Origin of the sequence: Serratia quinivorans (genome assembly GCF_946227985.1) — a bacterium.
Classification (GTDB): Bacteria; Pseudomonadota; Gammaproteobacteria; order Enterobacterales; family Enterobacteriaceae; genus Serratia; species Serratia quinivorans_A.
Map to the genome: position 1 here is coordinate 64393 of NZ_CAMKGL010000013.1, position 25197 is coordinate 89589.

Consider the following 25197-nt stretch of genomic DNA (forward strand, 5'->3'; position numbering starts at 1 on the left):
AAGCGTGTTCGAGTGACCCGTGTCTCAACAATTTTGTCGAGTCATGCAAAAACCGACAAAACTGCTACTGAAGTGATAAGGGCGCAGCATGCTGCGCCCTTTTTTCATTACATCACCATACGGCGGATGTCAGCCAGCATGTTGTTGATGATGGTAATAAAGCGCGCACCATCTGCACCGTCAATAACACGGTGGTCGAAGGAGAGCGACATTGGCATCATCAGGCGCGGCACGAACTCTTTACCGTTCCAGACCGGCTCCATAGCAGACTTGGAGACGCCCAGAATGGCCACTTCCGGTGCATTCACAATCGGTGCGAAGTGAGTCGTCCCGATACCGCCCAGGCTAGAGATGGTGAAACACCCGCCCTGCATTTCGCCTGCTGTCAGCTTACCGTCACGCGCTTTTTTGGAGATAGCCATCAGCTCGCGGGACAGTTCAGTGATGCTCTTCTTGTTCACATCCTTGAACACCGGAACCACCAGACCGTTTGGCGTATCAACCGCCACACCCACGTTGATGTATTTCTTCAACGTCAGCTTCTGGCCATCTTCGGACAGAGAGCTGTTGAAGCGCGGCATCTGTTCCAGAGCAGCAGCAACGGCTTTCATGATGAACACCACCGGGGTGAACTTCACGTCCAGCTTACGCTTGGCAGCTTCTTCGTTCTGTTGCTTGCGGAAAGCTTCCAGATCGGTGATATCGGTTTTGTCGAAGTGAGTCACGTGCGGGATCATCACCCAGTTACGGCTCAGGTTGGCACCAGAGATTTTCTGGATACGACCCAGTTCCACTTCTTCGATCTCACCGAACTTGCTGAAGTCCACTTTCGGCCAAGGCAGCATGCCTGGCAGACCGCCACCGGCAGCAGCAGCCGGAGCCGCTTCTGCACGTTTGACCGCGTCTTTCACGTAAGTCTGAACGTCTTCGCGCAGGATGCGGCCTTTACGACCGGTACCTTTCACTTTCGCCAGGTTTACGCCGAACTCACGCGCCAGACGGCGGATGACCGGGGTAGCGTGCACATAAGCGTCGTTCTCAGCGAACTCGCCTTTGGCAGCAGGTGCAGCCTGTTGGGCCGGTGCAGAACTTGCAGCCGGAGCCGGTGCAGCTTCTGCCTTCTGGGCTGGAGCGGCAGCAGGCGCAGCGCCTTCTACTTCGAACACCATGATCAGGGAACCGGTTTTCACTTTATCGCCGGCGCTGATTTTGATTTCTTTCACGGTACCTGCGAACGGTGCCGGCACTTCCATAGAAGCCTTGTCACCTTCAACGGTGATCAGTGACTGCTCAGCGGCAACTTTGTCGCCCACTTTAACCATCACTTCGGTGACTTCTACTTCGTCGCCGCCGATGTCCGGTACTGCAACGTCTTTGGCCGCAGAAGCCGCCGGTGCTGCAGGAGCAGCCGGAGCTTGTGCCGCAGCCGGAGCGGCAGCAGAAGCGGCGCCAGCCACTTCGAACACCATGATCAGAGAACCGGTGGTGACTTTGTCGCCGGTGGCGATTTTGATCTCTTTCACGGTACCTGCGAACGGTGCCGGGACTTCCATTGAAGCCTTGTCGCCTTCAACGGTGATCAGGGACTGCTCGGCTTCCACCTTGTCGCCCACTTTCACCAGGATCTCGGTCACTTCAACTTCGTCAGCACCGATGTCCGGTACCGCAACGTCTTTGGCAGCAGCGGCAGCTGGCGCAGCAGCAGGTGCTGCGGCAGGTTGCTCTTCAGCCTTGGCAGCTGGTGCGGCCTGAGCCGCCCCTTCCGCTTCAAAGATCATCAGCAGTTTGCCGGTTTCGGTTTTATCACCGACGGAAACCTTGATTTCTTTAACCACACCCGCCTGCGGGGATGGGACTTCCATGGAAGCTTTATCACCTTCAACGGTGATCAGCGATTGTTCCGCTTCAACTTTATCGCCCACTTTCACCAGAATCTCGGTGATTTCCACTTCGTCTGCACCGATGTCCGGTACTTTAATTTCGATAGACATTCTTCAGTACCTCTTATGCCAGACGCGGGTTAACTTTTTCTGGGTTGATGTCGAATTTCTTAATCGCATCAGCTACCACAGAAGCTTCAATTTCACCGCGTTTAGCCAGTTCACCCAGTGCAGCAACCACAACGTAAGAAGCATCAACTTCAAAGTGGTGGCGCAGGTTTTCGCGGCTGTCTGAACGACCGAAGCCGTCAGTACCCAGAACGCGATAGTCGCTGGCTGGAACGTAAGTACGAACCTGTTCTGCGAACAGCTTCATGTAGTCGGTAGACGCAACCGCCGGCGCTTCGTTCATCACCTGAGCGATGTAAGGCACGCGCGGAGTTTCGGTTGGGTGCAGCATGTTCCAACGCTCACAATCCTGGCCATCACGCGCCAGTTCAGTGAAGGAAGTCACGCTGTAGATGTCAGAACCCACGCCGTAATCGTCTGCCAGGATCTTCGCCGCATCACGAACGTGACGCAGGATAGAACCTGAACCCAGCAACTGAACCTTGCCTTTGCTGCCTGCCAGAGTGTCCAGCTTGTAGATACCTTTACGGATACCTTCTTCTGCACCCTGCGGCATAGCCGGCATGTGGTAGTTTTCGTTCAGCGTGGTGATGTAGTAATAGACGTTTTCTTGCGCGTCACCGTACATGCGAACCAGACCGTCGTGCATGATCACTGCCACTTCGTACGCGTAAGCTGGATCGTAAGAGATACAGTTAGGAATAGTCAGAGACTGGATGTGGCTGTGGCCGTCTTCGTGCTGCAGACCTTCACCGTTCAGGGTGGTACGGCCTGAAGTACCGCCTACCAGGAAGCCGCGCGCCTGTTGGTCGCCTGCTGCCCAGCACAGATCACCGATACGCTGGAAACCGAACATCGAATAGTAGATGTAGAACGGGATCATTGGCAGATCGTTGGTGCTGTAGGAAGTCGCTGCGGCCAACCATGAAGAGGCTGCGCCCAGTTCGTTGATGCCTTCCTGCAGGATCTGGCCTTTCTCGTCTTCTTTGTAGTAAGCAACCTGCTCACGGTCCTGCGGAGTGTACTGCTGGCCGTTCGGGCTGTAGATACCGATCTGACGGAACAGACCTTCCATCCCGAAGGTACGAGCTTCGTCGGCAATGATTGGAACCAGGCGATCTTTGATCGACTTGTTCTTCAGCATCACGTTCAGGGCACGCACAAAGGCGATGGTGGTAGAGATCTCTTTGTTCTGCTCTTCCAGCAAGGAGCTGAAGTCTGCCAGCGCTGGCATTTCCAGCTTCTCGGTGAACTTCGGCATGCGGGTAGGTACATAACCGTTCAGCGCCTGACGGCGTTCGTGCAGGTATTTGTACTCTTCAGAATCTTTCTCGAAGGTGACGTACGGCAGTTTTTCGATGTCAGCATCGGCAACCGGCACGTTGAAACGATCGCGGAAGTGGTGAACCCCTTCCATGTTCATTTTCTTCACCTGGTGAGCAATGTTTTTACCTTCCGCGGTTTCACCCATGCCGTAACCTTTGATGGTATGGGCCAGGATAACGGTTGGTTTGCCTTGGGTGTCCTGCGCTTTTTTCAGTGCAGCAAAGACTTTCTTCGGATCGTGACCACCACGGTTCAGCGCCCAGATCTCTTCGTCGGTCATATCTTTGACCAGCGCAGCAGTTTCCGGGAAGCGACCGAAGAAGTGCTCACGTACGTAAGCGCCGTCTTTGGATTTGAAGGTCTGGTAGTCACCGTCCAGGGTTTCGTTCATCAGTTGGATCAGTTTGCCGCTGGTATCTTTACGCAGCAGTTCATCCCAACGACCACCCCAGATCACTTTCAGTACCTGCCAGCCTGCGCCAGCGAAGATGCCTTCCAGCTCATTGATGATCTTGCCGTTACCGGTGACCGGGCCGTCCAGACGCTGCAGGTTGCAGTTGATGACGAAGACCAGGTTGTCCAGCTTCTCACGGGTAGCGATGGTGATCGCGCCCTTGGATTCCGGCTCATCCATCTCGCCGTCGCCCAGGAAGGCGTAAACGGTTTGAGCAGAGGTGTTCTTCAGGCCACGGTGTTCCAGATATTTCAGGAACTTCGCTTGATAGATGGCGCTGATTGGGCCCAGGCCCATGGAAACGGTCGGGAACTGCCAGAATTCCGGCATCAGTTTAGGATGCGGATAAGAGGACAGGCCTTTGCCGTGAACTTCCTGACGGAAGTTATTCATTTGGTCTTCGGTCAAGCGGCCTTCAAGGAAGGCACGTGCGTAAACGCCCGGAGAGATGTGGCCCTGGAAGTAAACCAGATCGCCGCCATCTTGTTCGGTGCGTGCACGGAAGAAGTGGTTGAAGCAGACTTCATAGAAGGTCGCAGAAGATTGGAAGGAAGCCATGTGGCCGCCCAGATCCAGATCTTTTTTGGAAGCACGAAGAACGGTCATTACCGCATTCCAGCGAATAGCGCTGCGGATACGACGCTCAAGATCCAGGTTACCAGGGTAAGCAGGTTCGTCTTCCACCGCGATGGTGTTGACGTAGTTGTGAGCCGCAGCACCGGCTGCAACGCTAACACCGCCTTTACGGGCTTCACCCAGAACCTGATCAATCAGAAACTGAGCTCGCTCAACACCCTCTTCACGGATGACCGATTCGATCGCCTGCAGCCAGTCGCGGGTTTCGATCGGATCCACGTCATTGTTTAAACGTTCTGACATGGTGGTATTCCTTATCTGTCTAATGGTTTGTTTTGGAGCCTGTCTTCCTGTGTTCTGAGGCAAAACACACGAAGACAGGCCCATCAGTTTAGTTGCCGCTTACTTAAATGCTTAATTAAGCACTTCGAACGCAAACCCCGCAGGCTGGTGTGCCCTGAAGAGAACCGCTCTTAATCCTTGCGTTGCTGGAGACGCCGCAGCGATCTCTCGCGTCGGGTATGCTCCCGACTGAGATCCAGCAAGATTTCCTCGATAAACGCCAAATGGCGGTGCGAGGCTTCACGAGCTTTTTCTGGCTCGCGTGCCACAATCGCCTCAAAAATTCCGGCGCGGTGGCTGCTCACTTTTGCCAACATCTCACGGCGCGAGTAGAGCAATTCAAAGTTCTGACGCACGTTCTGTTCCAGCATCGGCCCCATACAGCGCAGCAGGTGCAGTAACACAACGTTGTGGGCAGCTTCGGTCACGGCGATTTGGTATTGCATGACCGCGTCGGCTTCGGCGTCGAGATCGCCGCTGTCCTGGGCCTGCTGAATCAGCATATGGCAATCGCGGATGCGTGCCAGATCTTCGTCGGTACCGCGCAACGCCGCGTAATAGGCAGCAATGCCTTCGAGGGCATGACGGGTTTCCAACAGATCGAATTGTGATTCAGGATGGTCGGCCAGCAGTTCAGCCAGCGGATCGCTAAAGCTCTGCCACAGATTAGTTTGTACAAAGGTGCCACCGCCCTGACGGCGCAGGAGCAGCCCTTTGGCTTCCAGGCGCTGGATAGCCTCTCTCAGAGAAGGACGGGAAACATCAAATTGTTTCGCCAGTTCACGCTCCGGGGGCAGTTTTTCGCCTGGACGCAGTGTTCCCTCGAGGATCAGATGTTCGAGCTGCTGCTCGATGACGTCTGACAACTTGGGTTGGCGGATTTTGCTGTAGGCCATGGGTGATTTCTTCTCTGCGAATGGCGCGGAGTCAATTGGTAATACCAATTTCAAAAACGTGACGGTAAAGTAACAAAGTATTCACCTCCTGTCCATATGGGCCTTGATCGAAATCAGGTTACCCGCACATTTTAACACCTCAATACCAGACCTGCTGCAAACCGCTAACGCGCGCTTGGTAATACCATTTACGAGGTAGGTTTTTGATTTAACTTTTGCGAAACCTGCCGTCAGGCAGACTGACGTCTCTAAAGTAGAATTCTATTGCATGTTTATTAAGCTTTAACGAATACCTATTTGCATCGCAAAAGGTGCGTTCGACCGGTTAATATTTCGCCACCGACCAACCGCAAGCGCTAAATTATTTTTGCGCATTATGTGAGTTAATGCTTATTTCATGCATTGAATCCCCCCTGTCGTCACACAACCCGCATTTTGTTTCCTAAACTGCTGAAATCTTAATCACTCACCACATAAAGCAGGTGCAAACTGGCGCACATAACATTATTCTTTGCCAAACGGTAGCGGCTCCGTGGAATTAATAGATATAACGCCGTAAATAAAACAAAACACACATCGTAACCACTGCTTTACAGCATGTGAGTAATTCTGCAACGACAGAGGGTTTCATTGATGGATGGTCAACAGCATGATGGCGACCAGCTGAAACGCGGCCTTAAAAACCGCCATATTCAGCTTATTGCACTAGGGGGCGCTATTGGTACCGGGCTATTTCTCGGGATCGCGCAAACAATAAAGATGGCCGGCCCTTCGGTCATTCTCGGTTATGCCATTGGCGGCTTTATCGCATTTTTGATCATGCGCCAACTGGGTGAAATGGTGGTAGAAGAGCCGGTGGCCGGTTCCTTTAGCCACTTCGCCTATAAATACTGGGGCAACTTCGCCGGCTTCGCTTCCGGCTGGAACTACTGGGTGCTGTACGTCCTGGTTGCCATGGCGGAACTGACCGCGGTGGGGATCTATGTGCAGTACTGGTGGCCGGAGATCCCGACCTGGGTGTCGGCAGCCGTATTCTTCCTGGCGATTAATGCCATCAACCTGGCGAACGTGAAGGTGTATGGCGAGATGGAATTCTGGTTCGCCATCATCAAGGTGGTGGCGATTATCGGCATGATCGTGTTCGGTGCCTATCTGCTGTTCAGCGGCATGGGCGGCCCGGAAGCCACAGTGACCAATCTGTGGGCGCAGGGCGGGTTCTTCCCGAACGGCGTCATGGGGCTGGTGATGGCGATGGCGGTGATCATGTTCTCGTTCGGTGGGCTGGAGTTGGTGGGCATCACCGCGGCAGAAGCCGATAACCCGCAGAAAAGCATTCCCAAAGCGACCAATCAGGTAATCTACCGCATCCTGCTGTTCTATATCGGTTCACTGACCATTCTGTTGTCGCTGTACCCGTGGGGAAAAGTGGTTGAAGGCGGTAGCCCGTTCGTACTGATCTTCCACGCGCTGAACAGCAACCTGGTAGCAACGGTGCTGAACGTGGTGGTGTTGACCGCCGCGCTGTCGGTATACAACAGCTGCGTCTACTGCAACAGCCGCATGCTGTACGGCCTGGCAAAACAGGGCAACGGGCCGAAAAGCCTGCTGAAAGTCGACGGTCGCGGCGTCCCTGTCATTGCGATTGCCGTTTCCGCCACCGCCACGGCGTTCTGCGTACTGATTAACTACCTGATCCCCGGCCGTGCCTTCGAACTGCTGATGGCGTTGGTGGTGTCGGCACTGGTGATCAACTGGGCGATGATCAGCCTGGCGCATCTGAAGTTCCGCGCAGCCAAGAACCGCGAAGGTGTTGAACCGAAGTTCAAGGCCTTCTGGTATCCGTTCAGCAACTATCTGTGCCTGGTGTTTATGGCCGCTATCCTGGTGATTATGTACCTGACACCAGGGATCCAAATCTCGGTGTTACTGATCCCGGTTTGGGTCGCCATTTTAGGCATCGGCTATGCCATTAAACAGCGTAGCCAGCGTGCCGTCAGCGCATCCGGCCGCGGGTAACCAAGCCAAAAAACCGGATAATCTCTAATAGAGTAAAAGGGGCTCCGCACGCTGAGCCCCTTCTTGATCAAGGCTTATTTCGTGCTCAACGGTGATGTCCGCCGGCAAGCCGCTTTCCCTCCGGGCATAGACAGGAAAACAGCCTTAAGGCATGGCAGGGGACTTATGTAGCAAGCCATGACAGCATAACAAGCGGCAAGAGGGCGTAAAAGTTGAATACATATAATGCGGTATTGCGTTGCCATACGACCCTAACGTAGGGTCCGATAGTGGGAACGGGTCGTGTCCTGATTGGCATTGCCCGGTGGCCTACAGTACGCTTTTACGTTGGTGATAAACATATTTCATATGCCCTTATTCATGCGTGATAGGAATAATAAGGGCATAGTGAATTTCCACACTATATCCATGGATAAAACGCATTAGGTACTCAAGGAAGAGATTATGGCTGTTATTCCATTAGTGCCCTCGGTGGCTTTGATGTGCTTGCGAAAAACTTACGCGAAGCGCGTAAGCAGGGCCAACCACGAAGCATGGCGCTTCCCAGCACCTATTATTGGTTTTACCAACAGGTCAAAAATCGGGCCCCCTGGGACTATAAGCAACAGAATCGCGCATTGGCTAACTTTGATAACTTCAACTATGGCGCTACAGGTACGGCGGCCGGTATCCCCGCTGATATTCTGTTGATGGGGGCTGGATTCGCTCAATCCCTGGCAGGGACATCACGACCGGAATGGAGCCATTGGTACCAACGACCTCCTTACGGTGATGCCCCTCAAGATCAATACTGGATCAAGCAAGGAATTGATTATGCAAATCGGCATGGTTATTAGCTGGGCTCATCGGTTGTTGACAGCTGGTTTGTTGGTTATGGCTATCTCCATGGTGGGGTATTGGTATTTCACCAACGACTCTTATGACGATAGGCTCTACAGCAAAAAGCAGTTGACTGACGATATTTGGCTTTATGTCACCGAATATCAGAATGCGGGTGCCACCGATACGGATGTATATCGCTACTACTTGAATAAAAAGTTGGAGGGAGATCCTATTAAAGCGCTAGGTGAAAGCGCCCCTATTCTAACGGCTGATCGAGCCGACGCCACCATCCGTGGCGATGGTCATCGAATCATCATTAGTTTTTCCGGCAAAGTGTATTCCTTTACGAATTCAGCGTTTTTCTATGTCGAAAACAGCCAGACTCCCATTATACCTACCATTGACTTTTCTGCGCAGGGGGTCAATGCATGGCGATGAACTATGCAACAGGTTGAGCGGGTAACCAGAATCACATGATGGTTAACACGCTTTTTTTAATCGCCAGTTCGGCCCTGGGCACAACAGCTTTACCCTGGATGAACAGGGGAAAGATATCTTGGTTTACCATGCGCGTAATTACACGGAGATCAAGGGGGATCCGCTCTATGACCCAAATCGTCATACACGGATTAAACCGCTGGAATGGGATGAGGAAGGAATGCCGGTATTGGGTGAACCCCCGGCAGATAATCGTTAATAAAAAATGGCTCGATATGCCGAGCCATTTTTCCATTGAAGCTTATTTACGCAGCGCTTTCACCTGTTCGGCCGTCACATCCGCCGGCAACCCGCCCCAGGTCACACGCAGGTAGTTCACCAGTTCCGCCACCTGTGCATCATCGAGACGTTCGCCAAAGGCCGGCATACTCTGCATGCTTTCGCCGTTAGGGAACTGCTGTGCCGGTAAACCGTCCAGTACCGAGACAATCAGGTTTTTAGCATCCGGCTGGCGCAGCGTAGCGTTATCACGCATCGCTACCGCCACATGAGGCTTACCCTGGCCTTCCCGCGCATGGCAACCGGAGCACTGATCCTGATAGCTGATGCGCCCGGCATCGCTGCCCTGACCGATTTTAACCGGCACAGCCGCCGGCGGCTGCTCACCCATCAGATAGGTCGCCAGCGCCTGGTGGTCTTCCGGCGTCAGATGACGGGTACTGAGACTCACCACCATATGCATCTCACTGAAGGCAGAACCCTGCGGTGCCAGACCGGTGGAGAGGAAGCGGTTTAGATCGTCCGGCGTCCAGCCACGCTGCGCCAACCCGTGCGGAGTGATATTCGGTGCCATAAAGCGCCCAAGATCACCGCCCTGCATAGGTTTACTCAGATCCATTTGCCCCAGCATACCGCGTGACGTGTGGCATTCCCCACAGTGGCCCAGCGTATCCGCCAGATAACGGCCGCGTTGCCACTGCGCCGAAGCCCCCTGCGAACTGGCCGGCAGCGGATCCTGACTGCGGAACAGCAAATTCCAGCCAATCAGCGCCATGCGCTGGTTAAACGGGAACGGCATGGCGTTTTCCGGAATGGCGACATCCACCGCCGGACGGGTCATCAGATAGGCATAGATGTCATCGGCATCCTGACGCGACATCCCTTTATACGAGGTATAAGGCATCGCCGGATACAGATGACGACCGCCCGGTGCCACGCCTTGGGTCACTGCCAGGAAGAAGTCGTCCTTGGTCCAGCGGCCAATCCCCTGATCGGCCGAAGGCGTCAGGTTACTGCCATAGATAGTGCCAAACGGCGTATCCAGCGGATAACCACCGGCCATTGGCGCGCCACCACTGGCGGTGTGACAGGCAGCGCAGTCGGCGGCCTGCGCCAGATAGCGGCCCCGGGCAACCTGTTCGGTGCTGGCGGTTACCTGCTGTACCGGGCCGTCATAATGGCGATTTTCACGCCACCACAGCACCGCGATGACGATAATCACCACCAGCAGGATCAGCAGTGCGAGACGTTTTTTCATTGCGCCGTCTCCTTCACCAGGCCAGGGGTTTTCAGCACCACGTCGCGTACCGCTTCGTAGTAACGCACATAGCCGGTACAGCGGCAGATATGGCTGTCCAGCGCCTGTTCAATCGCGCTTTCCAGTTGATCGCGGGCAATCGGTTCCCGCTTGAGTTTCTCGACAAAAATAGTGGCGGCGTTAACAAAGCCCGGCGTGCAGTAGCCGCACTGGAAGCTGTAATGCTCCAGGAAAGCCTGCTGGATCGGGGAAAGCTCGACCACTTCACCCTGCTCATCCACCTTGGCGTGGCCTTCGACGGTACGCACCTTCTTGCCGCTGAAGAAATGCGCGCCGGTGATACAGGTACGCACTTCCTCACTGGTGCCACTCGGATGATCGACAATCGCCACGCAGGCGTGGCAGATCCCCTGCCCGCAACCAAGGCGTGAGCCGGTCAGGTCGAGGTACTCGTGCAGGAAGTCGATCATCATCAGCCCTTCCGGCACTTCGATCGGGCCGTACTGCTTTTCATTGATGGTCAGGGAAATCGGCTGGGTTTTAATGCTCATTGTAATACCTCACGAATATTTTCTGCACGAACGGGCAAATCACGGAAACGGTGGCCGGTAGCGTCGGCGATAGCGTTAACCAGGGCCGCAACTACCGGGATCATCACCACTTCGGCCATGCCTTTGGGTGGATCGGTTTCCGACAGCGCGGGCAGGATGTCATCGGTCTGTTTCCAGACCGCCACATCGCTGGCGCGCGGCAGATGGTAACGGTTAAAGTTCCAGGTACCGTTACCGGGCCCGTCCTCGTACAGCGGTAAATATTCGTGCAGCGCATGGCCAATCCCCATCGCCAGGCCGCCCTGCAATTGGCCGGAAACCAGTTCCGGCACAATCAGGTTGCCGCACTCCATGATTGAATGGTGGTTCAGCAGTTCCACCTGACCGGTAGCGATATCCACCGCCACTTCCGCCAGAGTACCGACGGCGCTGTAATAAGTGACCGCCGCGTTATTGCGTTGGGTTGGTGGATAGTAGGCCTGGCTGCGCGACAAGGTTTTAAACTCGCCATTGGCATTGCGCACCGCCAGCCCGTCAATCGGCAGACGCTCGCTTTTGCCACTCAGGCTGAAGTCCGCCTCGGCCCACTGCCAGCGGTTAAATACGTGTACCGCCGCACCGGTGATACCGCCCATCTGGTAGGCTTGTTTCGCCAGCCGCTCCAGGCTCAGCACTTCCATGCCGGCCGCGGTCAGCCCGCCTTCCACCCAGCGCGCATCTTCTCTGCGCACCACCAGAGGTGCCGCCTGGCCGCCACCGGGGCCGGATTGCCAAATGGCCATCGCCGCCGGCCACAGGCCGTGATCGAATATCAGCCGCGCCGCTTCGCGCGTGCTGTGGGAGAAGTAATATGCCGAGTTGCTGGCGCTGGACGGTGAGCAATAGCTTGGCGTCCAGGCCGGGTTGGCCTGCAACTTGTCCTGTTCGGCCTGCGACATGATGTAAGGATCGCCGCTGGTGACCATCGGCAGTACCGACCAGTCGGTCACCGAGAAGTGCGCCTCATCTGCCGGTTTGCCCAGCCACTGTGCACACAGCACCGATTGTGAGGTCGACATGCCGGTTCCCATCTCGGCCCCGCTGTGATGCAGCATGATGCGCCCGTCTTCCCCCAGCTCGACGCGAGCGAACGAGGTCTCAGCCCCGGTGCCGAAGTCTTTTTGCACGCAGCCAAAGCCGACGCCATAGCGTTTGCCCGGGTTCCGGCTCTCAAACTCCGCCTTACGCTGGGCACGTTGCAGCCACATCTCATGCTTGGCAGCCTTTTCCAACACTTCATCGGCACGAATGGCCCCGGCCGGGATAGCGCCCTGGGTATTTTTCATGCCGGATTTGAGCACGTTGCGCAAACGGAACTCGATCGGGTCGATCTTCAGCTCGGCGGCCAGTTCATCCACCATCATCTCGGTAGCGGCCATGCTTTGCAGCGTGCCGTAGCCACGTGCCGATCCGGCATCAATGGCGCGCGAAGCCAGCCCCACCGATGACAAATCGCTTTTCGGAAAGTAGTAAATCGACTGTGCCGCCGTCGCCGCCACCATCACCACCGACGGCGTAAAGTTGCTGCGGCCACCGCCGTCTGCCGTCATTTCGCCGTGGAATGATTGCAGTACGCCGGTTTGACGATTGACCGCAATGCGGTAATTCATGTCGAAAGCATGGCGTTTCAGCGCCGTCTGGAACTGTTCGAAACGGTCATTGGCCAGGCGTACCGGGTACCCGTCGCCGTACATCGCCGCCACCGCGCCGTAGTACGGGAAGTTATAGTGATCTTTCGAACCGTAACCCACGGTGTAGCACGGGTGCAGAATCAGCTGCTTCACCGGCGGATTGTGTTTGGCCAACATACGTGGCATTTCGTCGGCCACTTCCTGCGGTGACTGGGTCGGCACCACCAGATGCAAAGTCTGCGTCGTGGCGTCAAACCAGCCGTTGGCGTTATCCGGCTCCAGCGCTGAGGTATCGACGGACTGCGTGGTATAGCGACGCGACATCACCAGCCAGTCTTCCGGTGGCGTTTGCAGCTCATTGGCTATCATGCCGGCGTAATACATCCCTTCCTGATCCAGCTTGCCGCCCTCGCGACCTTCCGGCCAGACCGGCAGGTGTTTCTTCATCGATACTGGGAAAATCGGCGTGTCTTTCAGGCTGGAGAAGCGATCGTCGTCGAACGGCTTATCGCCGCCGACGCGCACATAGCGGAAAGTGCCCCAGGGATCCCGCTCCAGCGGGCCGGTTTCCGCCCCGTACTTAAGGGTTTCTTCGCGGAATTTCAGCTTGTCTTTGGCAAAGCGGAAACGGGCGAAATCGTGATAAATCAGAATTGCCACCGCCTGGCCAAGATAGGCCGGAGTTTTGCCGATCGGCAGTAACATATCGTCGCCGTAGAACGCCGGGAAGGCCAGGCCGTCACGCGCCAAATCCTCCGCCGTTACCAGTCGGTCGGGCTGCAGGTCATCCCCCAGCAACGAGAGATCGATACCCTCGAACAACCGGTCGGCCTTGGTGACACGTAAAATAAAAGCGTGCGCCTGCTGTTGCGGCCAGTGCGGCATATCAACCGCGCGAATGTCGCGGGCGAACACCTTCTGCCCCATCACCTTGGCACGGCCATCGATGCGAAAGCGAATACGCTTTTCATGGGCGTCCCAGTTCGGGGACTGAAGGATTTTTTGCTCAAACAGTGCGGCGTAGGCACGGCTGTACAGTGGCGCGAGGTATACAGATACCCCCGCAATCACGGCGCTTTTGATAAAGCGGCGCCGCGACGGGTTAAAATTGCTCATAAAAAGTCCTTTGTTTCTTTATTTTATTTTTGTGTTCAGCGGTGGTGTTGCGCAAACGCTGACGACCTTGCCGTAGACGTCATAAGCATATGCTTATAACTAAAATTATGTGATGATTAACATGCCGTTTTCAAGAAAAACACATCTCAAAAACACATATTTCTAGTAAGGTAATAATATGTTGCGCAAATTCGGACGAGCCAAATGACAGCAGGCATAGTGATCGCCGCTGCTGGACGTGGGGAGCGTTTCTCTCTGGCCGGGGGCGAAGGCAATAAATTGAATGCCGAGTTTGCAGACGACTCCGGCCAGCAGCGTTCCGTATTTGAACAAACGCTACGTCAGGCGCTGGCCTCTGGTCTGCCGGTATGGGTAGTCACCCGGCCGGATAATCACCAGGTGCAGCAGGTGTGCGCCGCCTATCAGGTGGCTGTCACACTACTGGCAAGCTCTGGCCTCGGGGAGTCCATCGCCGCCGGCGTTAACGCCACCCCGCATTGGCAAGGCTGGCTGATCCACTTAGCGGATATGCCTTTGGTTACGCCGACGGTTTTCCGGCAGGTGGCGGTCGCCCTACAGCAACACGCCATCGTCCGCCCCATTTTCCAGCAGCAGCCGGGCCATCCGGTCGGGTTTTCCGCCATTTTTCGCAAACAACTGGGCCAATTGCGCGGTGATAATGGCGCCCGTGAACTGCTTAAAGGGCAGCCAGTGTTCCTGCTTTCTCTTGAAACGTCCGAGGTGGTGCAGGATATTGATCTTCCGTCACAGCTACCGGCCAGCGAGTAAATCATCTATGCAACATCTCGATATCAGCGTGGTCAACCAGGCGATAAGCTGGCTGAAGCAACAACCGGTGTGGCTGTGCACCGTACTGAGCACCTACGGCTCCTCACCGCGATCGCCGGGGGCCATGTTGGTGGCCTCCCAGGGCGGGCATTATTGCGGGTCGCTGTCGGGGGGCTGCGTGGAAGAAGATTTTCTGCGACGCGTGGCGGCCGGAGAATATCAGGCGGCCAGCCAGGTGATCCGTTATGGTGAAGGGGGTCTGGAGCCTAACGTGGCCCTGCCGTGCGGCGGCGTACTGGAAGTGCTGATCGAATTCCTGCCTGCCGGCGACGACAGTATTGCCTATCTGACAAAAATTGCCGGTGCACTAAATGGACACCACGCGCTGGTCAAACGCCTGACCTTGCCCGATGCCTGTACCAGCCTGACATTGACCGACTTTGCCAGCGCCACCCAGGTAGAACGTCGTGGCCCGCTGGTCACTTTGCATATCGCCGCGGCCCCGCGTTTGCTGATCGCCGGATTATCCAGCGTAGCGCTGTACTGCGCCGACTTCGCCAGCTCACTGGGGTTTGAAGTGTTGGTCTGTGAGAATCGGCCGGAGGCGCTGGATAATTTCGCCCCACAGCTCAGAGCCAACGTCACACTGTTGCGCCAGTTCCCGGCCAAGTTTATTGAAGACGGCGGCTGCCACGCCAATACGGCGATTGTGGCGTTGACCCACGATCCGCGCATGGATGATTTGACGCTGATGGAAGCGATTCACACCCCGGCATTTTACATCGGGGCCATGGGGTCATTGCGCAACAGCGCACGTCGACGCCAGCGTCTGCAGCAAATTGCCGAATTCAGCCCACAGGAACTGGCACGTATTCATGCCCCGATCGGGTTGCCACTCGGCAGTAAAACCCCGGCGGAAATCGCCTTGGCGGTGATGGCGGATATCGTGCAGCAGAAAAACCGCACTACCGCAGCCCTATCTGTCAACCAAGCGGTGTCACTGGCACCAGATGCTGGAGCTCAAGCTGCAGCTCCTCCCGCTCGTTCAGCGAATAGTTGAACATGGTCAGGTCAGGCCCCTCTCTGCGGGCCAGGCCCAGTTCCGGTAATGCCTGGGTGTAAATCTGCACCACATGCTCGTGCAAGGTCACCGGCTTGCCGGAATAACAAAAACGGCAAAAATCACCGTGGATTTCCGACCATGGCTCAAGCCCGGCCTCATCACTGACCGGACAATCCGCCGCAACACCGAGCGCATATTCCACCCTGACCTGCTCTCCATCGGGTATAAACTGAGTAAGCGAATAGGTTAACGCCGGTCGGCTGGCCACCGAGTGATAGAATCGCTCTCTGATTTTGCTGCGGATATGCAGATGCGACTTATCCAAATCGGCAATGTCGAGGTGATAAGCGTAGCTTTTCCCTTTGATCGCATACTGCCCTTTGGCCACCTTAATGCGGTCAACCTGAATGTCGCCGGGATAGTTGGCTGACAGCGAACGAACCAGATGACTGAAGTCCTGCTTGCGGGCATGGCGATAGACGCTGGGAGATTCGGCAAAGTGCTTTTTGAAGCAGCGGGAAAAGGTTTGTTGATTATCAAATTGATATTCAATGGAAATATCGAGAATGGTTTTTTGCGTGAAGCGCAAGGCAAAAGCGGCGAGATACAGGCGACGGGCGCGAATATAGGAGGCCAACGACAAACCGGTCTGCGTCTTGAACATTCGCTGCAGATACCATTTCGAGTAGCCTGATTTGGCAGAAACGATATCCAATGATAGCGGGTTGGTCAGATTGTCTTCAATCCAGACCAGCAATTCCCTGATATGATTTTCTTGCGTTTCCATGTAGTTGCCGAGCCTTCTGTGCCAAATATGCCTTTATGCGTGTATTACTGCTGCGCACGTAGGGTATACAGGTTAAAACGCGGCGTCCAGCGGGCTACAGGACTTTACACAGGCCTGAGCAAGCCTGAAACTTGCCGCCCGACCGCGGACGGCAAGTATTGACGAAAGTTATTTCACACAGCGCGAACACTGACCGGCCTGGATCTTCTGGAAGAAGTCATTGCCTTTATCATCCACCAGAATGAACGCCGGGAAATCTTCCACTTCGATTTTCCAGATGGCTTCCATCCCCAGCTCAGGGTATTCGACACAGGTCAGGCTCTTGATGCTTTGTTGCGCCAGCACCGCCGCCGGGCCACCAATACTGCCGAGGTAAAAACCGCCGTGTTTGTGACAGGCGTCGGTCACTTGCTGGCTGCGATTGCCTTTGGCCAGCATGATCATGCTGCCGCCGTGGGACTGCAACAGGTCAACGTAAGAGTCCATACGTCCGGCGGTGGTTGGCCCCAGAGAACCGGAAGCGTAACCGTCCGGCGTTTTGGCCGGGCCGGCGTAGTAAATCGGGTGATCCTTAACGTACTGCGGCAGACCTTCGCCGTTATCCAGGCGCTCTTTCAGCTTGGCGTGGGCAATATCGCGGCCCACGATAATGGTGCCGCTCAGCGACAGGCGAGTAGACACCGGGAATTGCGACAGCTGCTTGAGGATATCGGCCATTGGGCGGTTGAGGTCTATCTTGACGGCTTCGCCTTCCCCGGCCTGACGCAGTTCTTGCGGAATAAACTTGCCCGGATTGTGCTCCAGCTTCTCCAGCCAGATGCCGTCACGGTTAATCTTGCCCTTGATGTTACGGTCAGCGGAGCAGGAAACCCCCATACCCACCGGACATGAAGCGCCGTGGCGCGGCAGACGCACCACGCGGATATCGTGCGCAAAGTATTTGCCACCAAACTGCGCGCCCAACCCCAGATTCTGCGCTTCTTTCAGTAACTCTTCTTCCAGCGCTACGTCGCGGAATGCCTGGCCGTGCTCGTTGCCCTCGGTCGGCAGGCCGTCATAGTACTTGGTCGAGGCCAGCTTGACGGTTTTCAACGTCGCTTCGGCCGAGGTTCCACCGATAACGAACGCCACGTGGTAAGGCGGGCAGGCTGCGGTGCCCAGCGTGCGCATTTTCTCGACCAGATAATCCTTCAGCTTGCCCGGGGACAGGAGTGCCTTGGTTTCCTGGTAAAGATAGGTTTTATTGGCTGAACCGCCGCCCTTGGCGATACACAGGAATTTGTATTCTTCACCGTCAACGCTGTAGAGATCGATCTGCGCCGGCAGATTGCTGCCGGTGTTGACCTCGTTGTACATATCCAGCGCGGCGTTTTGCGAGTAGCGCAGGTTGTCTTCGATAAAGGTGTTGTACACCCCACGTGACAATGCCTCTTCGTCACCGCCGCCGGTCCAGACGCGCTGGCCTTTTTTGCCGACGATGATGGCGGTACCGGTATCCTGACAGGTCGGTAAAATACCCTTGGCGGCGATTTCTGAGTTACGTAAAAATTGCAGCGCAACGTACTTGTCGTTTTCGCTGGCGTCCGGATCCTTAAGGATATCGGCCACCTGCTGCTGGTGCGCCGGGCGCAGCATGAATGAGGCGTCATGGAACGCATGTTGAGCAAGGAGGGTTAACGCTTCGGGAGCTACTTTCAGCACTTCCTGGCCTTCAAACTCACTCACGGAAACGTGGTCACGGCTCAACAGATAGTATTCGGTATCGTCTTTTTTCAGCGGGAACGGATCTTGATAATGGAACGGTTTATTCGACATTAATCTCTCACTTGCAACATCAGCTGCGTTAAATTCACACTTACTCAGCCAGCTCGGGGCAGGCCGCGTCAAAAAACTCCCCACACCTTACGTATTTTTAATCAGTCGGTTATTGCGCTAAATCGCATAATTCCCTCTGATTTGTAGGGGCGCTGTATACTGCGCCCGTGTTAATCGGGACGAATATATTCGCACCTACAGGCAGGGACTCGACATGTACGGTTTATTATCCCGCAGTTAACACAATGATTACAATCCATCAGCGTCGATCGGGTTATCAAAGCGGTGAAAAACCTGCCTGGCAGGCCGTTGGCGAATTAGTTTTACCTCTATTGCCAGCCGGCGCGCCATTGCTTAAGCTAGCCGCAATGAACAAAGTAAGAATCCCCATTGCGCTGCAACAGGCGGTGATGCGCTGTCTGCGAGAAAAACTGCAGCTGGCCCGTCAGCACTTTTCCGTCGAGTTCCCCGAGCCCAAAGTCGTTTACCAGCAACGCGGAACCAGCGCGGGCACCGCCTGGCTGCAAACCTGGGAAATCCGACTGAATCCGGTGCTGCTGATGGAAAACCAACAGCCGTTTATCGATGAAGTAGTGCCGCATGAACTGGCGCACCTGCTGGTATTCCGCCAGTTTGGCCGCGTGCCACCCCACGGCAACGAATGGCGCTGGATGATGGAAAGCGTGTTGCAGGTACCGGCCAGCCGTACCCATCAGTTTGAGATTGCCTCGGTGCAAAGCAAAACCTACCCCTACCGCTGCGGTTGCCAGCTACACCAGCTGACCGTGCGCCGCCACAATCGGGTGATGCGCGGAGAAAGTGAATATCGCTGCCGTCAGTGTGGCGACAAACTGAAATTTTTCGCCGGCGAGCCCATTTAGCGAAACGATTTATACGTTAAAACAAGCAAATATCGTCGTTTGCTACGGCTGCGAACTTCCGCTACCCTGCCTGCTTTTCCAATTTTGAGCTGTTTTGGAATATGCTTCGCAAAATTTTATTTATGGTGGTTCTCACTGCCGGGGCCGCACAGGCGCACGGCATCAATAACTTTTCTCAGGCCAAGGCGGCCGCAGCTAAAATCAATCAGGACGCCCCCGGCTCTTTCTACTGCGGCTGCAGCATCGACTGGCAGGGTAAAAAAGGCATTCCCGACCTGAACAGTTGTGGCTACCAGGCGCGTAAAAACGCCCAACGTGCGCAACGTATCGAATGGGAACACGTGGTACCGGCCTGGCAGTTCGGTCACCAATTGCAGTGCTGGCAACAGGGTGGGCGCAAAAACTGCAATAAAGACGCCGATTACCGCCAAATCGAAACCGATTTGCACAACCTGCAGCCGGCAATAGGTGAAGTGAACGGCGATCGTAATAACTTTATGTACAGTCAATGGAAAGGCGGCGAGGGTCAGTACGGCCAGTGCCCGATGAAAGTGGACTTCAAAAATAAGCAGGCCGAACCGCCTGCCCGCGCCCGCGGTACGATCGCTCGTACCTATTTCTATATGCGCGACCGTTACCAACTGCGGCTTTCACGCCAGCAGACCCAGCTTTTTGAGGTATGGGATCGCCAATACCCAGTCAACCAATGGGAATGCCTGCGCGAAGCACGCATCGCTAAGGTACAGGGCAACCATAATCCCTATGTTCAGCAGGCTTGCCAGCAACGAAAGGGCTAACCTACTATATACCCGTCGCCTTTCAAGCCGCAGCGTTGTTACCTGCACTCGCCCACCCCAGTGACTTACTAAAGTAAGCGCCTGGGGATGAACGAGCTAGGCGCCTAGCTGCAACTCGAAATTCATAGGGTATAGCCTCTGTTCTATCAGGCAAACTACACCCTTAAGTCAGGATCGAATATTCAATGCGTATACCCCGTATTTATCATCCGCAGCCATTGATCGACAACGCGGAAATCGTCTTAAGCGAAGACGCCGCCAACCATATCGGGCGTGTACTGCGCATGAACGCCGGCCAGGCGCTGCAGTTATTCGACGGCAGCAATCAGGTGTTTGACGCCGAGATCACCCGGGTCGACAAGAAAAGCGTGCAGGTGCAGCTCAGCGCCGGCCAGTTGGAAGACCGTGAATCACCGCTTAATCTGCATCTGGGCCAGGTGATTTCTCGCGGTGAGAAGATGGAGTTCACCATTCAGAAATCCATTGAGCTGGGGGTTAACGTCATTACCCCGCTGTTTTCCGAACGCTGTGGCGTTGCGCTTTCCGGCGAACGCCTGGCGAAAAAAATTCAGCAGTGGCAGAAGATTGCCATCGCCGCCTGCGAACAGTGCGGCCGCAACCGCATCCCGGAAATCCGCGAAGCCATGCAGCTGGAAGCCTGGTGTGCCGAGCAGGATGACAGCCTCAAGCTTAACCTGCACCCGCGCGCCAGCCACAGCATCAACACCCTGCCGCTACCGGTGGAGCATGTCCGGTTGCTGATTGGGCCGGAAGGCGGTTTATCTACAGGCGAAATTACGATGACCACAGGCCACGGATTTACTGATATCCTGCTGGGGCCACGCGTTCTGCGTACAGAAACCACAGCGCTCACCGCAATTACCGCTTTGCAGGTACGTTTCGGCGATCTGGGTTAAAGGAGAAAAGATGATTAAGCTCGGCATCGTGATGGATCCTATCGCCTCCATCAATATCAAGAAAGACACCAGCTTCGCCATGCTGCTCGAAGCGCAGCGCCGTGGCTGGGAACTGCACTATATGGAGATGGACGATCTCTACCTGCACGCCGGTGACGGCCGCGCCCGCACTCGCCTGCTGAGCGTGAAGGAAGATAAAGAGAGCTGGTTCAGCTTTGGCAGCGAGCAGGATCTGGCGCTGCAGGATCTGGACGTGATCCTGATGCGTAAAGATCCACCGTTCGATACCGAATACATCTACGCGACCTATATTCTCGAGCGCGCAGAGGTCAAGGGCACGCTGGTAGTCAACAAACCGCAGAGCCTGCGTGACTGCAACGAAAAGCTGTTCACCGCCTGGTTCCCGGAACTGACGCCGGACACTCTGGTCAGCCGCAGTGCGGCGCACATCCGTAAATTCCACCAGCAGCATGGCGACATCATCCTCAAGCCGCTGGACGGCATGGGTGGCACGTCGATTTTCCGTGTGAAGCAGGATGACCCTAACCTGTCGGTGATTATCGAAACCCTGACCGAACACGGCAGCCGTTTCTGCATGGCGCAGAACTTCATTCCGGCGATCAAGGAAGGCGATAAACGCATTCTGGTGGTGGACGGTGAACCGGTGCCTTACTGCCTGGCGCGCATTCCGGCGCAGGGCGAAACCCGTGGTAACCTGGCCGCCGGTGGCCGGGGTGAAGCGCGTCCGCTGAGCGAAAGCGACTGGAAAATTGCGCGTGCGGTAGCGCCGACGCTGAAAGAAAAAGGGCTGATTTTCGTTGGCCTGGACGTGATTGGCGATCGACTGACCGAAATCAACGTCACCAGCCCGACCTGTGCACGCGAAATCGAAGCGGCCTTCCCGGTGTCTATCACCGGTATGCTGATGGACGCGATCGAAAAGCGTCTGGCAGCGAAGTAATCTGCAGTGCGGGCGGCGTTGTCGCCCGCTATCCTGACGTCCCGGCTTGAAAGGCGTCGGGGTCTACCCCTATGAATTTCAAGTTTGCAGCTAGGCGGCCAGTTCGCTCATCCCCAGGCGCTTACTTAAGTAAGTCACTGTGGGTGAGCGGGCGCAGCTAACAACGCTGCAACTTGAAAGGCGACGGGGATGGCCGCATACTGGCGGCTGTTTAACTTACCACCACTTGATTATTTTAAATAACACCATGAATTTACAGCACCATTTTCTTATCGCTATGCCATCACTTCAGGATCCTCGCTTCAAACGCTCGGTGATTTACGTCTGCGAGCACAATGAAGAGGGCGCCATGGGCCTGGTGATCAATAAACCGGTGGAGCAGTTCACGGTGGAAACGGTGCTGAGCAAACTGAAGATCATGCCACAGGCGCGTGATCCGGCGATCAGCCTGGATAAGCCGGTGTTTGCCGGCGGCCCGTTAGCGGACGATCGCGGCTTTATCCTGCATACGCCGCGCAAGGGTTTCGGCTCCAGCATTCAGATCTCGCCGGATACCATGATAACCACCTCGAAAGACGTGCTGGAAACGCTGGGCACCCCGGAGCAGCCGGATGACGTGCTGGTCGCGCTCGGTTATGCCGGCTGGGAAAAGGGCCAGTTGGAGCAGGAAGTGCTGGAAAATGCCTGGCTGACCATTGAAGCCGACACCGACATTCTGTTCCATACGCCAATCGCCAGCCGCTGGCGCGAGGCCGCCAACCGCCTGGGCATCGACATCTGCAGCATTGCCAATCACGCAGGACACGCCTGATGATCAACCGTACCATTATCGCCTTCGACTTCGGCACCAAGAGCATTGGTGCCGCCATTGGGCAGGAACTGACTGGCAGCGCCCGTGCGCTGGCCGCCTTCAAAGCACAAGACGGCTCGCCGGACTGGCAAAAGATCGAAAAGTTGCTCAAAGAGTGGCAGCCGGATCTGGTGGTGGTCGGTCTGCCGCTGAATATGGACGGCACCGAGCAACTGGTGACCGAACAGGCTCGCAAATTTGCCAACCGCCTGCACGGCCGTTTTGGCGTGCAGATCGCGCTGCATGATGAACGCCTGAGTACCGTCGAAGCCCGCGCTAATTTGTTCGACCGTGGCGGGTTCCGCGCGCTGGACAAGGGCAGCGTGGACTCCGCCTCGGCGGTGGTTATTTTGGAAAGCTGGTTTGAGCGGCAGCTGAGCTAACTTTTTCAGCCGGTGCAAACCGGCTGAACATAATGGCGCCCGCCGTCGGTACCACTTCAATCTCGTCCTCCGGTAACGTCCACCCCTCCCGCAACCTATAAGTATCGAGCGACAGCCGATTGACCCGGTACGAGGTCAATGAACCGACAATCGCATAGCCGCGCCAGTCGGTGGTCACGCCGTATTGGTTATCCACCCCAATACCCGGTGAACCCGGCACACTGACCAGCGCTATGGTTTCACCCAACGATTGCCCCAGCGTCACGCCCTGGTCGGATACAATCATGCTGCCGGAAAGTTCGGCATTCTGCTGCCGATAATCAAGCCCGCTCGAATATCCCACCCGCAGTTGACCGGCGTTGTATTGGTAACCGGCACTGAGATCCTGACTATTGCCTTTTTGCTGCGTCTGGGTGGTACTGGCGGCGTAGTTGAGGCTGTAATCCTGCAATGCCGTCCCGCTGATACCCAGACGGCGGCTATCTTCGCCATTCTTCACCAGGGTATGATCGTAGTTAAGCCTCACCCGCGGCAGCATTATCGCGCTCATCGGGATAGAGAACGACAGGGCGAGCAGGGCCTGATCTTTACCGTAAGAGCGTTGGTTATATTCGGCACGCAGGTTCACGTCCAACTCCCCCCAACTGCTGCTCACGCCGAACTCAAGACTGGTCTCGCCTTTCTCCTGCCCGCGCAGGGTCTCTTGCACCAGCGTTAAATAGGCGCTGTCAGAATCCGTAATAAACTGGTTGTAGCTTGCCTCGAGGCGATATTTTTTTTCAGCGTCAAAATCACCGGTAAAAATGCCGTCCTCCCAATCCCACCAGTAGGTTTTCTGCTGATCTATTGCCTGATTGAAAGTGCGGTAACTTTGCTTAGGCGGATAATACTGCGCCAACAGGCTGAAGGAGGACTCCCATTGAGGCACCGCCTTGGTATAACGCAGCCGGGCCATACCCCCTCGGTCTGGTTTTTGCCGCCGCGGCTCCACCGCAGATGAATAACTGTAGTCGATTGACAAGGCTCCCCACTCATCCAGACTTTTGCCCACGCCGGCGGCGGCACTACGATAGAGATCTGAGGTGAGAAAACCGCCGTACAGCGTCAACTTATAGGCCAGGCCGCTGCTGAGCGACATTTCACCGAATACCGGCTGCGCCTGTTCAGTGCCGTGGTAGGGCTGATATTTGCCGACGGTGGCGTCGTACTTCCAATGGTAACGGTGCACCAGATTAGGCATCGATGAATAGGGGATCCGCCGTTCGGTTTCGGTACCGTCACTTTCCTTGATGATCACTTCAATATCACCGTCAGGGGCCGGAGGATAAACGTCCTTCAGAATAAAGGTGCCGGGCGAAACAAAGGTCTGATAAATCACCACGCCGTTCTGGCGGATCTTCACCTGCGCGTTACTCCGCGCGTAGCCACGTACCCAGGGTGAAAAAGCACGCAGGCCATCCGGTAACATCCTGTCGTCCGACACCAGGCTGATACCGCGATACTTCACACTGTTGAACAGCGTGGAAGGGGTGTTGTTATCGCCCAGGGTCAACTGAGAGCGCCAGGCTTTGATATCACGAAAGGCAAACGCCCGGTCGGTATACCATGCGGGTTTGCCCCAGGTTTCTTCCTGATAAACCGGCTCATAGCGCAAACGCCAGGCACCAAGATTCACTCCGCTGTTAATATCCACGTTCATCCGGCGACGGCGATCGGTATTGCGGTATTTTTCCCCCTGATAGTGGCTGTAATTGAGCCGATAATCGACGAACGCGGCATTTATGCCGTCATCCCAACGGCTGGTGACCACGCCATTTTCCGTATTGGTGACCAGAGCTGCGGGGATCACCAGCGTCAGTAGCTGCGCATCCGGGTCAAAAAACTGTTTTATATTTCGTTGCAGCAATGCTGGCGGCATCACGCAGCCCTCGGCAGAGAAATACATGGCGGCGACATCGGCATAACGCATCCCCCATTCCCTGAGCAGGGGAGCGGTAATGCAAACATCCCCACTCGGGGTCTGATCAAACCCGATACGCCCATGGTAGGCATTATTGACAATAACGTAGATTTTATTGGATTCGGCCAGGCAGGCAGGTGCCACTAACGCCGTCAGCAGCAAGGATGTGCGTAAATAGAAAAGCATGGATGGTTAACACCGGCTTTTTAACCCAATAAAAAAGGCGCTTTACGCGCCTTCA

The 25197-nt window shown here is 55.6% G+C and carries 20 protein-coding genes and 1 pseudogene; 12 read left to right on the plus strand and 9 right to left on the minus strand.

All coding sequences use genetic code 11. The annotated features are described in order from the left end of the window. Positions 1–107: 107 nt before the first annotated feature. From aceF to pdhR, 3 genes are all read right to left on the minus strand, one after another. Positions 108–1991, minus strand: coding sequence for a pyruvate dehydrogenase complex dihydrolipoyllysine-residue acetyltransferase (aceF, locus tag OCH02_RS22685; RefSeq protein WP_261433092.1), 1884 nt, complete (start codon positions 1989–1991; stop codon positions 108–110). Positions 1992–2004: 13 nt separating this feature from the next. Further along, complete coding sequence (aceE, locus tag OCH02_RS22690) at positions 2005–4668, minus strand: pyruvate dehydrogenase (acetyl-transferring), homodimeric type (RefSeq protein ID WP_261433093.1); 2664 nt, start codon at positions 4666–4668, stop codon at positions 2005–2007. A 170-nt stretch (positions 4669–4838) separates the two neighbouring features. Further along, positions 4839–5603 carry a pyruvate dehydrogenase complex transcriptional repressor PdhR gene (gene pdhR / locus OCH02_RS22695; protein ID WP_012146714.1) on the minus strand — a complete coding sequence of 255 codons (765 nt, stop codon included), beginning with the start codon at positions 5601–5603 and terminating at the stop codon, positions 4839–4841. Between the two features lie 633 nt (positions 5604–6236). On the opposite strand from pdhR, the gene OCH02_RS22700 reads away from it, so the two are divergent. The 4 genes and pseudogenes from OCH02_RS22700 to OCH02_RS22715 all read left to right on the plus strand — a co-directional run. Next, on the plus strand, positions 6237–7619 hold the full coding sequence (locus tag OCH02_RS22700) for an amino acid permease (protein ID WP_261433094.1): 1383 nt from the start codon (positions 6237–6239) through the stop codon (positions 7617–7619). 533 nt (positions 7620–8152) lie between these two features. Continuing rightward, positions 8153–8455: a polymorphic toxin type 44 domain-containing protein gene (locus OCH02_RS22705; protein WP_261433095.1), complete on the plus strand. Its 303-nt coding sequence runs from the start codon at positions 8153–8155 to the stop codon at positions 8453–8455. Beyond that, entirely contained in the window at positions 8433–8879 is a 447-nt protein-coding gene (locus OCH02_RS22710; RefSeq protein WP_261433097.1) for a hypothetical protein, read from the plus strand. Before OCH02_RS22705 ends, OCH02_RS22710 begins: the two co-directional genes overlap by 23 nt. 58 nt (positions 8880–8937) lie before the next feature. Continuing rightward, positions 8938–9138: pseudogene (locus OCH02_RS22715) on the plus strand (family 43 glycosylhydrolase); the annotation flags it as partial. A gap of 42 nt (positions 9139–9180) precedes the next feature. Here the strand turns inward: OCH02_RS22715 and OCH02_RS22720 are convergent. The 3 genes from OCH02_RS22720 to OCH02_RS22730 are packed head-to-tail and all read right to left on the minus strand — an operon-like array spanning position 9181 to position 13753. Next, positions 9181–10416 (minus strand): cytochrome c, encoded by a 1236-nt coding sequence (locus OCH02_RS22720; protein WP_261433099.1) that lies wholly within the window; start codon positions 10414–10416, stop codon positions 9181–9183. Continuing rightward, a complete protein-coding gene (locus OCH02_RS22725; RefSeq protein ID WP_174354602.1) occupies positions 10413–10967 on the minus strand; it encodes a (2Fe-2S)-binding protein in 555 nt (184 codons plus the stop codon). The genes OCH02_RS22720 and OCH02_RS22725 overlap by 4 nt, the downstream gene beginning before the upstream one ends. After that, a complete protein-coding gene (locus OCH02_RS22730; protein WP_261433100.1) occupies positions 10964–13753 on the minus strand; it encodes a xanthine dehydrogenase family protein molybdopterin-binding subunit in 2790 nt (929 codons plus the stop codon). Before OCH02_RS22730 ends, OCH02_RS22725 begins: the two co-directional genes overlap by 4 nt. Before the next feature lie 204 nt (positions 13754–13957). Here OCH02_RS22730 and OCH02_RS22735 point away from each other — a divergent pair, with 204 nt between their 5' ends. Both OCH02_RS22735 and OCH02_RS22740 read left to right on the plus strand, forming a co-directional pair. Next, positions 13958–14542 carry an NTP transferase domain-containing protein gene (locus OCH02_RS22735; protein WP_261433101.1) on the plus strand — a complete coding sequence of 195 codons (585 nt, stop codon included), beginning with the start codon at positions 13958–13960 and terminating at the stop codon, positions 14540–14542. A 7-nt stretch (positions 14543–14549) separates the two neighbouring features. Continuing rightward, positions 14550–15602: an XdhC family protein gene (locus OCH02_RS22740; protein WP_261433102.1), complete on the plus strand. Its 1053-nt coding sequence runs from the start codon at positions 14550–14552 to the stop codon at positions 15600–15602. On the opposite strand, the gene OCH02_RS22745 is transcribed toward OCH02_RS22740, so the two are convergent. Beyond that, positions 15526–16392, minus strand: coding sequence for a helix-turn-helix domain-containing protein (locus OCH02_RS22745; protein ID WP_261433104.1), 867 nt, complete (start codon positions 16390–16392; stop codon positions 15526–15528). The genes OCH02_RS22740 and OCH02_RS22745 overlap by 77 nt on opposite strands. Before the next feature lie 168 nt (positions 16393–16560). Then, the gene (fumA, locus tag OCH02_RS22750; RefSeq protein WP_261433105.1) at positions 16561–18207 is read right to left on the minus strand and encodes a class I fumarate hydratase FumA; all 1647 of its coding nucleotides are present in this window, start codon (positions 18205–18207) and stop codon (positions 16561–16563) included. Between the two features lie 368 nt (positions 18208–18575). Here fumA and OCH02_RS22755 point away from each other — a divergent pair, with 368 nt between their 5' ends. The 6 genes from OCH02_RS22755 to ruvX all read left to right on the plus strand — a co-directional run bounded on the left by OCH02_RS22755 (position 18576) and on the right by ruvX (position 22996). Continuing rightward, a complete protein-coding gene (locus OCH02_RS22755) occupies positions 18576–19088 on the plus strand; it encodes a SprT family zinc-dependent metalloprotease (RefSeq protein ID WP_261433106.1) in 513 nt (170 codons plus the stop codon). A gap of 101 nt (positions 19089–19189) precedes the next feature. Then, complete coding sequence (gene endA, locus OCH02_RS22760) at positions 19190–19885, plus strand: deoxyribonuclease I (protein ID WP_261433107.1); 696 nt, start codon at positions 19190–19192, stop codon at positions 19883–19885. A 185-nt stretch (positions 19886–20070) separates the two neighbouring features. Beyond that, positions 20071–20802: a 16S rRNA (uracil(1498)-N(3))-methyltransferase gene (gene rsmE / locus OCH02_RS22765; RefSeq protein ID WP_261433108.1), complete on the plus strand. Its 732-nt coding sequence runs from the start codon at positions 20071–20073 to the stop codon at positions 20800–20802. 10 nt (positions 20803–20812) lie between these two features. Beyond that, positions 20813–21763: a glutathione synthase gene (gene gshB / locus OCH02_RS22770; RefSeq protein ID WP_261433110.1), complete on the plus strand. Its 951-nt coding sequence runs from the start codon at positions 20813–20815 to the stop codon at positions 21761–21763. Positions 21764–22010: 247 nt separating this feature from the next. Next, positions 22011–22574: a YqgE/AlgH family protein gene (locus OCH02_RS22775; RefSeq protein WP_261433112.1), complete on the plus strand. Its 564-nt coding sequence runs from the start codon at positions 22011–22013 to the stop codon at positions 22572–22574. After that, complete coding sequence (ruvX, locus tag OCH02_RS22780) at positions 22574–22996, plus strand: Holliday junction resolvase RuvX (protein WP_261433114.1); 423 nt, start codon at positions 22574–22576, stop codon at positions 22994–22996. The genes OCH02_RS22775 and ruvX overlap by 1 nt, the downstream gene beginning before the upstream one ends. Here the strand turns inward: ruvX and OCH02_RS22785 are convergent. Then, positions 22959–25142, minus strand: a complete 2184-nt coding sequence (locus tag OCH02_RS22785) for a fimbria/pilus outer membrane usher protein (protein WP_261433115.1) — start codon at positions 25140–25142, stop codon at positions 22959–22961. The two genes, ruvX and OCH02_RS22785, sit on opposite strands and share 38 nt — an antisense overlap. Positions 25143–25197 lie beyond the last annotated feature (55 nt).

Coding starts and splice junctions, on each gene's coding strand:
- aceF (WP_261433092.1), bottom strand. CDS start 1,991: ATGTCTATCGAAATTAAAGTACCGGACATCGGTGCAGACGAAGTGGAA.
- aceE (WP_261433093.1), bottom strand. CDS start 4,668: ATGTCAGAACGTTTAAACAATGACGTGGATCCGATCGAAACCCGCGAC.
- pdhR (WP_012146714.1), bottom strand. CDS start 5,603: ATGGCCTACAGCAAAATCCGCCAACCCAAGTTGTCAGACGTCATCGAG.
- OCH02_RS22700 (WP_261433094.1), top strand. CDS start 6,237: ATGGATGGTCAACAGCATGATGGCGACCAGCTGAAACGCGGCCTTAAA.
- OCH02_RS22705 (WP_261433095.1), top strand. CDS start 8,153: ATGGCGCTTCCCAGCACCTATTATTGGTTTTACCAACAGGTCAAAAAT.
- OCH02_RS22710 (WP_261433097.1), top strand. CDS start 8,433: ATGCAAATCGGCATGGTTATTAGCTGGGCTCATCGGTTGTTGACAGCT.
- OCH02_RS22720 (WP_261433099.1), bottom strand. CDS start 10,416: ATGAAAAAACGTCTCGCACTGCTGATCCTGCTGGTGGTGATTATCGTC.
- OCH02_RS22725 (WP_174354602.1), bottom strand. CDS start 10,967: ATGAGCATTAAAACCCAGCCGATTTCCCTGACCATCAATGAAAAGCAG.
- OCH02_RS22730 (WP_261433100.1), bottom strand. CDS start 13,753: ATGAGCAATTTTAACCCGTCGCGGCGCCGCTTTATCAAAAGCGCCGTG.
- OCH02_RS22735 (WP_261433101.1), top strand. CDS start 13,958: ATGACAGCAGGCATAGTGATCGCCGCTGCTGGACGTGGGGAGCGTTTC.
- OCH02_RS22740 (WP_261433102.1), top strand. CDS start 14,550: ATGCAACATCTCGATATCAGCGTGGTCAACCAGGCGATAAGCTGGCTG.
- OCH02_RS22745 (WP_261433104.1), bottom strand. CDS start 16,392: ATGGAAACGCAAGAAAATCATATCAGGGAATTGCTGGTCTGGATTGAA.
- fumA (WP_261433105.1), bottom strand. CDS start 18,207: ATGTCGAATAAACCGTTCCATTATCAAGATCCGTTCCCGCTGAAAAAA.
- OCH02_RS22755 (WP_261433106.1), top strand. CDS start 18,576: ATGAACAAAGTAAGAATCCCCATTGCGCTGCAACAGGCGGTGATGCGC.
- endA (WP_261433107.1), top strand. CDS start 19,190: ATGCTTCGCAAAATTTTATTTATGGTGGTTCTCACTGCCGGGGCCGCA.
- rsmE (WP_261433108.1), top strand. CDS start 20,071: ATGCGTATACCCCGTATTTATCATCCGCAGCCATTGATCGACAACGCG.
- gshB (WP_261433110.1), top strand. CDS start 20,813: ATGATTAAGCTCGGCATCGTGATGGATCCTATCGCCTCCATCAATATC.
- OCH02_RS22775 (WP_261433112.1), top strand. CDS start 22,011: ATGAATTTACAGCACCATTTTCTTATCGCTATGCCATCACTTCAGGAT.
- ruvX (WP_261433114.1), top strand. CDS start 22,574: ATGATCAACCGTACCATTATCGCCTTCGACTTCGGCACCAAGAGCATT.
- OCH02_RS22785 (WP_261433115.1), bottom strand. CDS start 25,142: ATGCTTTTCTATTTACGCACATCCTTGCTGCTGACGGCGTTAGTGGCA.